Here is an 8,025-nt window from a genome sequence, read left to right as displayed (position 1 = left end):
CTGGATCGCGTATGTCTACGCACCCTGCCCCCGCCCTCGGCGCCCTCGCCCCCCGTCTGACCGAGCTGTCCCTGCGTGATGCGCACCGGATCGGTCGGCGGCTCGAAGGTGCGCGCAAGATCCGTAAGCCGGAGGCCCGGGCCGCCGTGGTCGCCGAGATCGAGGCCGAGGTGGTGAAGGCCGAGGAGCGGATGAGCGCGCGGCGGGCCCGGGTGCCGGCCGTCACGTATCCCGAGCAGCTGCCCGTCAGCCAGAAGAAGGACGAGATCGCGGCCGCCATCCGTGATCATCAGGTGGTCATCGTCGCCGGTGAGACGGGTTCGGGAAAGACGACCCAGATCCCGAAGATCTGCCTGGAGCTCGGGCGGGGGGTGCGCGGCATGATCGGGCACACCCAGCCCCGCCGTATCGCCGCACGGACGGTCGCCGAGCGGGTGGCCGACGAGATGGATACTCCGCTCGGTGAGGCGGTGGGCTGGAAGGTGCGGTTCACCGATCAGGTGAACCCGGACGCCACCTTCATCAAGCTGATGACCGACGGCATCCTGCTCGCCGAGATCCAGACCGACCGCGAGCTGCGCGCCTACGACACGATCATCATCGACGAGGCGCACGAGCGGTCCCTGAACATCGACTTCCTGCTCGGCTATCTCGCGCAGTTGCTGCCCAAGCGGCCCGATCTGAAGGTCGTCATCACCTCGGCCACCATCGATCCGGAGCGGTTCTCCCGGCATTTCGGTGACGCCCCGATCGTCGAGGTGAGCGGGCGGACGTATCCGGTGGAGGTGCGTTACCGGCCGCTTCTGGAAGAGGATTCCGACGACGCGGACCGGGACCAGATCACGGCCATCACCGATGCCGTCGAGGAGCTCATGGGCGAGGGAAAGGGCGACATCCTCGTCTTTCTCTCCGGTGAGCGGGAGATCCGGGACACGGCCGACGCGCTGGAGAAGAAGAAGTACCGGTTCACCGAGGTGCTGCCGCTGTACGCCCGGCTCTCGCACGCGGAGCAGCACCGCGTGTTCCAGCAGCACACCGGCCGCAGGATCGTTCTGGCGACCAACGTCGCGGAGACCTCGCTGACGGTCCCGGGGATCAAGTACGTGATCGACCCGGGTTTCGCCCGGATCTCCCGCTACAGCCATCGCACCAAGGTGCAGCGGCTTCCCATCGAGCCGATCTCGCAGGCCAGCGCCAATCAGCGCAAGGGCCGCTGTGGGCGGACCAGCGACGGCATCTGCATCCGGCTGTACGCCGAGGAGGACTTCGAGGCCCGTCCGGAGTTCACGGATGCCGAGATCCTGCGTACGAATCTGGCCTCCGTCATCCTGCAGATGACCGCCGCCGGTCTGGGTGACATCGAGAAGTTCCCCTTCATCGATCCGCCGGACCACCGCAACATCCGGGACGGTGTGCAGCTGCTGCAGGAGCTGGGCGCGCTGGATCCGGCGCAGAAGGACGTGCGCCAGCGGCTCACGGACACCGGCCGCAAGCTGGCGCAGTTGCCCGTGGACCCCCGTTTGGCCCGGATGGTGCTGGAGGCGGACCGCAATGGCTGTGTCCGTGAGGTCATGGTGATAGCCGCCGCGCTGTCCATCCAGGATCCGCGCGAGCGCCCTGCGGACAAGCAGGCGCAGGCCGACCAGCTGCACGCTCGTTTCAAGGACGAGACCAGCGACTTCCTCGCCTATCTGAACCTGTGGCGGTATGTGCGCGAGCAGCAGAAGGAGCGCGGTTCGAGTTCGTTCCGGCGGATGTGCAAGCAGGAGTATCTGAACTTCCTGCGCATCCGGGAGTGGCAGGACATCTACAGCCAGCTGCGCACGGTCGCGAAGCAGATGGGCATCCATCTGAGCGAGGAGGACGCGGCCGACCAGAGCGTCCACGTCTCCCTGCTGGCGGGTCTGCTCTCGCACGTCGGCATGAAGGACGTGAAGGACGGCAACAAGAACGAGTACCTGGGCGCGCGCAACGCCAAGTTCGCGATCTTCCCGGGTTCGGCGCTCTTCAAGAAGCAGCCGCGTTTCGTGATGTCCGCCGAGCTCGTCGAGACGTCCCGGCTGTGGGCCCGGGTGAACGCGAAGATCGAGCCGGAGTGGGTCGAGCCGCTCGCGGGGCATCTGCTGAAGCGGACGTACAGCGAGCCGCACTGGGAGAAGGACCAGGCGGCGGTGATGGCGTACGAGAAGGTGACGCTGTACGGCGTGCCGATCGTCGCCCAGCGGAAGGTGAACTACGGCCGGATCGATCCGGAGACGAGTCGTGAGCTGTTCATCCGCAACGCGCTCGTCGAGGGTGACTGGCGTACGCATCACAAGTTCTTCGCCGACAACCGCAAGCTGCTGAGCGAGGTCGAGGAGCTCGAGCACCGGGCCCGGCGGCGGGACATCGTGGTCGACGACGACACGCTGTTCGACTTCTACGACCAGCGGGTGCCCGAACACGTGGTGTCCGGGGCGCATTTCGACTCGTGGTGGAAGCGGAAACGGCAGGAGCAGTCGGAGTTCCTGGACTTCGAGCGGGAGATGCTCATCCGGGAGTCGGCGGAGGCGGTCACGAAGGCCGACTATCCGGACTCCTGGCGGCAGGGGCAGCTGAAGTTCCGGGTGACGTACCAGTTCGAGCCGGGTGCGGACGCGGACGGTGTGACGGTGCACGTTCCGTTGCAGGTGCTCAACCAGGTCACGGGCGAGGGCTTCGACTGGCAGATCCCGGGGTTGCGGGAGGAGGTCGTCACGGAGCTGATCCGCTCGCTGCCCAAGCCGATCCGCCGCAATTACGTGCCGGCGCCGAACTTCGCGAGGCGTTTCCTGGACACGGCGGTGCCGTTGCAGGAGCCGTTGACGACGACGATGGCCCGTGAGCTGAAGCGGATGGTCGGGGTGCCCTTCGAGGCGGAGGACTTCGACTGGGGGAAGGTGCCGGACCATCTGCGCATCACGTTCCGGATCGTGGACGAGCGCCGGCGCAAGCTGGCGGAGGACAAGGACCTGGAGGCGCTGAAGCTCCGGCTGAAGCCGAAGGCGCGGCAGGCGCTGTCGCAGGCGGCCGCGGCGACGGCGTCGCGGGAGGGCGGGGAGTCGCTGGAGCGCACGGGGCTGACGGACTGGACGATCGGCGCGTTGCCCCGGCTCTTCGAGACCCGTCGGGCGGGTCAGCCGGTGAAGGCGTATCCGGCGCTGGTGGACGACGGCGACACGGTCTCGGTGCGCCTCTTCGACACGGAGGCGGAGCAGGCGCAGGAGATGTGGCAGGGGACGCGGCGGCTGATCCTGCGCAACATCCCGGTCAATCCGGGGAAGTTCGCGAGCGACCGGCTGTCGAACGCGCAGAAGCTGGCGTTGTCGGCGAATCCGCACGGTTCGGTCCAGGCTCTGTTCGACGACTGCGCGATGGCGGCGGCGGACAAGCTGATCGGGGACTTCGGGGGGCCGGCGTGGGACGAGGAGTCGTTCCGGAAGCTGTACGACAAGGTGCGCGCCGAGATCGTGGACACGACCGTGCGTGCGGTCGGGCAGGTGGAGCAGGTGCTGGCCGCCTGGCAGGCCTGTGAGCGCCGTCTGAAGGCCGTGCGGAGCCCGGCGCTGCTGGCGAACCTCACGGACGTCCGCAAGCAGCTGGACGCGCTGGTGAGGCCGGGGTTCGTCACGGCGGCGGGGATTCGGCGGCTGCCGGACCTGATGCGGTATCTGGTGGCCGCGGACCGGCGTCTGCAGCAGATGCCGACGAGCGTGCAGCGGGACACGACCCGTATGGAGAAGGTCCATGAGATGCAGGACGAGTACGCCTGGCTGCTGGAGCAGATGCCGCAGGGCCGTCCGGTGCCGCAGCAGGTGCTCGACGTCCGCTGGATGATCGAGGAGCTCCGGGTCAGCTATTTCGCCCATGCGCTGGGCACGGCGTATCCCGTGTCGGACAAGCGGATCGTGAAGACGATCGACTCGCTGGCGCCGTAACGGCTGCCGCACGCAGGGTGAGTTCGACCAGGACACCCACCCTCCTGTAGAGTCTCTTCTCGCAGCGCAACGCAGGAAAAAGCGCCGCGAAACCTGGTCCTGTGGAGCAGTTTGGAGTGCTCGCCACCCTGTCAAGGTGGAGGCCGCGGGTTCAAATCCCGTCAGGACCGCATTGTTTGTAGAGCCCGGGTCGTCATGATCCGGGCTCTACTCATGTCCACACCCTCGCCATCTTGTCGAGGTGGAGGCCGCGCCCGCGGCGCAGCCGCCATCGGGTACAGCAAATCCCGTCAGGACCGCATTGTTTGTAGAGCCCGGATCATCATGATCCGGGCTCTACTCATGTCACGCCAAGCCCGGGTCGCCTGCGCCCGGGCTTTTCCGCGTGTGCTGGCTCGTTCGGGCGGGGACGCGCTCCACGCCGTCTTGACGGCGTCACATTCGCTCGGTACCCAGGAAACCAGGGTTCCTTCCCCGTACGGCCCTGGAGGTGGCGTATGGCGGCTTCGGCTAGGCACGAGACGCGGGCGTTGCTCCGTGCACATCTGGCGGCCGCTTCCTCCTACCGGCATCTGACCCGGCACTGTCCGATCTGCCATCAGCTGCTGCGGCTGGCGATGGCGTCCCCGCCGACGGAGTCCGACCGCGTGCCGGAGGAGCAGGAGCCCGAGCCGGTCGAGTGACCCTCGCCGGCCTCAACACCCGCGCGCTCGTGGGGTGCTGGAGCGTCCGGCTCCTCTAGCGCACATACGCCACGGGCAACAAGCTCCCTGGCATGTGACGGGTGTCACCGCATGGGTTTCCGAAACCGCGGTACTTACCCCCCACCTACAACTGGTCAATTTAATATGTGCAATTGCACCAGCCGGGAGGGCGTGCCCACGGGAGATCCGACACCCCTCCCCAGGCTCCGACAAGGCCACACACCGGGGCCCTCGCACCCGCCGCCGGGCGCACAAAAAAGATCGCGCTGGACCCGGCGGAGTCCAGCGCGATCGACGACGCACCCTGTCAGTTGCCTGAAGCCTTGGGCGTGGGCCCTGTTGGGGCAGTACCCGCGTCGCTTGGAGCTGTGGGTGGTGGGCGCCTCGGCATGTTGGGGGACGTGCCGATTTACCCGGTTATGAAGTTGTTCAGGCCTCGCTGCGCTGCTGCGGGATGCCCGCGAGCAGAGCGCGGACCTCAGCCTCGCGGTAACGGCGGTGTCCGCCGAGCGTACGGATGGACGTAAGCTTGCCGGCCTTCGCCCACCGCGTGACCGTCTTCGGGTCGACGCGGAACATCGTGGCGACCTCAGCCGGGGTCAGCAGCGGCTCGGCATCAGGGGTGCGAGCGGTCATGAGCGGCCTCCTCGGGAGAACCGAACCTTCTCGGTTCTTTCCTCTAAATTCTGCACCTTGACCCGCGTTGCCCGAAATGGCGGACGCGAGTCGAGTCGGTTATAGGACGAACGGCTTGTCCTCGGCACTACAACTACACCATCTGTCCAGCCGCGTCGGCCAAACCGATGGAATTGCCCCTCCAGGTGTTCATCAGCGACGGAAGCCGATGGACCATGCCATAGCGGACAGTCACGCCGCTGTGACGATCAGTCACAGGGCGATCAGGAGTCAACAGACCCCCCAAAGCGTGCAATGCGAGCGGAGTCCTCCCCGGACTCCTTGTCCTATTTTGGCATGAGGGAGGGCAAGAGACGCAAGGGCCGCGTAAGTGCGGTCCATCACGCTTGACACATCTTGAGGAGAACGCCCGGATCGGGACCTACGTCCGATGTTGACGAAACTTCAGAAGCGCCAGGCGCATCAGTGGCAGGAGGAAACCCCAAAACGGGCGTCAGGTCAAACGTCAGTTCGTGACCTGGCCCACAGGGGCGGGCGCCACAGTGACCTGGCCCACAGTCAGTTGGCCGACCGCCGGTCCCGCACCGACCGCCACCGCTCCACCAGCCGCCCGTACGCCACCCCGGCCGCCGCCCCGTCGCCCTCCCGGAGGGCCGCGATGCCCTCGGCCACGTCCGCGGCGGAGTGGTCGCCCTCCAGCTCGCCGGCCGGCAGCACGTGCACCAGGCCGCCGTAGTCGAGCTCGACCAGGGACCGCGGGTGGAACTCCTCCAGCCAGCGCCCCACGTCCACCAGGCCGTCCACGAGCGGCCCCTCGTCGATGGTGTCCCTCAGCGTCCGCAGGGACCGGGCCACCCGGCGCCGCGCCTGCACCATCGGGGTGCGGTAGCGCAGCATCGGCGGGATCTCGCCGGTGCCCTTGTCGTAGCGCCGCTCCTCGTCCGCGACGAGCACGAACCAGTGCAGCGGCACCTGCCAGGTCGAGGTGCGGATCCAGGGCCGGGCATCGGGGTTGCGGGCCAGCCAGCGCTCGTAGTCCTGGGCGGCCTGGCGCCGTACGACCTCCGGCAGCACCGCCTCCAGGACGGGTGCGGGCAACTCCTCGGCCAGCTCGCCGAGCGCCTGCCAGCCGCGCAGCCGGGTGCGCCACGGGCACACGCACACCACCCCGTCCGCCTCCAGCACGAAGGCGTCCGTGCTCTCGTGCACCGGCACCGGGACCGGCGGGGTGGGCAGCAAGTCCGCCAGGGCGCGGCGCAGTTCGTCCTGGTACGACGGACGGTCGGCGCGGCGGGCGTAGCGCGCCCAGTGCTCGCGCTCGGGTTCGGGGAAGGCGGCCAGCGGCTCGTAGACGCGCAGATAGGTCGCGTACGGGACGGTCACCGCGGACACCTTGGGCACGCCTGCTCCCTCCCCCGCCGTCTGTCGGGAAAAACTGCGAAACCCGCTCAGAAAGAGGCGGGAAAACTATGCAAATCGTCGCACGGGGGTACTCCGGGAGTAGGTGATCCTGAGCACGTCGAGGTGGCGGGGCGCCCCAGGCTCTAATCTCGTGCTCACAGCTCCCGCCACCCGTACGGGAGCTGCTCCGAACCGCCGCTACTTACCCAGGAGTCACCACAGTGACCGACGTAACCGGCGCACCTGCTGATGTACTGCACACCCTGTTCCACTCGGAGCAGGGGGGTCATGAGCAAGTCGTGCTCTGCCAGGACCGTGCCAGCGGCCTGAAGGCCGTCATCGCCCTCCACAACACCGCGCTGGGCCCCGCCCTCGGCGGTACGCGCTTCTACCCGTACGCGACCGAGCAGGAGGCCGTCGCCGACGCCCTGAACCTCGCGCGCGGGATGTCGTACAAGAACGCCATGGCCGGTCTGGACCACGGCGGCGGCAAGGCCGTGATCATCGGGGACCCCGACCGGGACAAGACCGAGGAGCTGCTGCTGGCCTACGGCCGGTTCGTGGCCTCCCTCGGCGGGCGGTACGTCACCGCCTGCGACGTCGGCACCTACGTCGCCGACATGGACGTCGTCGCCCGCGAGTGCCGGTGGACCACCGGCCGCTCCCCCGAGAACGGCGGCGCCGGCGACTCCTCCGTGCTCACCGCGTTCGGCGTCTACCAGGGCATGCGGGCCTCGGCCCAGCACCTGTGGGGCGACCCCTCGCTGCGCGGCAGGCGCATCGGGATCGCGGGCGTCGGGAAGGTCGGCCACCACCTGGTGGAGCACCTGGTCGCGGAGGGCGCCGAGATCTTCGTGACCGACGTCCGCGCGGACGCGGTGCGCCGGATCACCGAGCGGCACGCGACCGTGACGGCCGTGGCCGACACCGAGGCGCTGATCCGCGTCGAGGGTCTCGACGTGTACGCGCCCTGTGCGCTCGGCGGGGCGCTCAACGACGACTCCGTGCCGGTGCTCACCGCCCGGGTCGTCTGCGGCGCCGCCAACAACCAGCTCGCCCACCCGGGCGTGGAGAAGGACCTCGCCGACCGCGGGATCCTCTACGCGCCGGACTACGTGGTGAACGCGGGCGGTGTCATCCAGGTCGCCGACGAGCTGCACGGCTTCGACTTCGAGCGGTGCAAGGCCAAGGCGGCCGGGATCTACGACACCACGCTGGCCATATTCGCACGTGCGAAGGCGGACGGGATCCCGCCGGCCGCCGCGGCCGACCGGATCGCCGAGCAGCGGATGCACGAGGCCGCCGCGGCGCGCCGGGCCCGCTGATCC

General features: G+C 68.3%; 5 protein-coding genes and 1 tRNA gene. 4 read left to right on the top strand and 2 right to left on the bottom strand.

Annotation, left to right across the window (positions count from 1 at the left end):
- Positions 1-11: 11 nt before the first annotated feature.
- The 3 genes from hrpA (at position 12) to M8H82_RS34715 (ending at position 4,639) form a co-directional block, all read left to right on the top strand.
- Entirely contained in the window at positions 12-3,956 is a 3,945-nt protein-coding gene (gene hrpA / locus M8H82_RS34725; RefSeq protein ID WP_250079427.1) for an ATP-dependent RNA helicase HrpA, read from the top strand.
- A 95-nt stretch (positions 3,957-4,051) separates the two neighbouring features.
- A tRNA-Asp gene (locus M8H82_RS34720) sits at positions 4,052-4,126 on the top strand.
- 327 nt (positions 4,127-4,453) lie between these two features.
- Positions 4,454-4,639, top strand: coding sequence for a DUF6274 family protein (locus tag M8H82_RS34715; RefSeq protein ID WP_250079426.1), 186 nt, complete (start codon positions 4,454-4,456; stop codon positions 4,637-4,639).
- Positions 4,640-5,089: 450 nt separating this feature from the next.
- Here the strand turns inward: M8H82_RS34715 and bldC are convergent, their stop codons facing one another.
- A complete protein-coding gene (bldC, locus tag M8H82_RS34710) occupies positions 5,090-5,296 on the bottom strand; it encodes a developmental transcriptional regulator BldC (RefSeq protein ID WP_003949541.1) in 207 nt (68 codons plus the stop codon).
- Positions 5,297-5,854: 558 nt separating this feature from the next.
- Positions 5,855-6,697: a hypothetical protein gene (locus M8H82_RS34705; RefSeq protein WP_250079424.1), complete on the bottom strand. Its 843-nt coding sequence runs from the start codon at positions 6,695-6,697 to the stop codon at positions 5,855-5,857.
- Positions 6,698-6,918: 221 nt separating this feature from the next.
- On the opposite strand from M8H82_RS34705, the gene M8H82_RS34700 reads away from it, so the two are divergent.
- Positions 6,919-8,022 (top strand): amino acid dehydrogenase, encoded by a 1,104-nt coding sequence (locus tag M8H82_RS34700; protein ID WP_250079422.1) that lies wholly within the window; start codon positions 6,919-6,921, stop codon positions 8,020-8,022.
- The last annotated feature ends 3 nt before the right edge of the window (positions 8,023-8,025 follow it).

It is taken from the genome of Streptomyces sp. YS415 (assembly GCF_023544665.1).
In the GTDB taxonomy this organism is placed as follows: Bacteria; Actinomycetota; Actinomycetes; order Streptomycetales; family Streptomycetaceae; genus Streptomyces.
Note: the sequence above shows the minus strand (reverse complement) of the source record. Positions and strands in the feature narration are given on the sequence as shown.

Coding starts and splice junctions, on each gene's coding strand:
- M8H82_RS34715 (WP_250079426.1), top strand. CDS start 4,454: ATGGCGGCTTCGGCTAGGCACGAGACGCGGGCGTTGCTCCGTGCACAT.
- bldC (WP_003949541.1), bottom strand. CDS start 5,296: ATGACCGCTCGCACCCCTGATGCCGAGCCGCTGCTGACCCCGGCTGAG.
- hrpA (WP_250079427.1), top strand. CDS start 12: ATGTCTACGCACCCTGCCCCCGCCCTCGGCGCCCTCGCCCCCCGTCTG.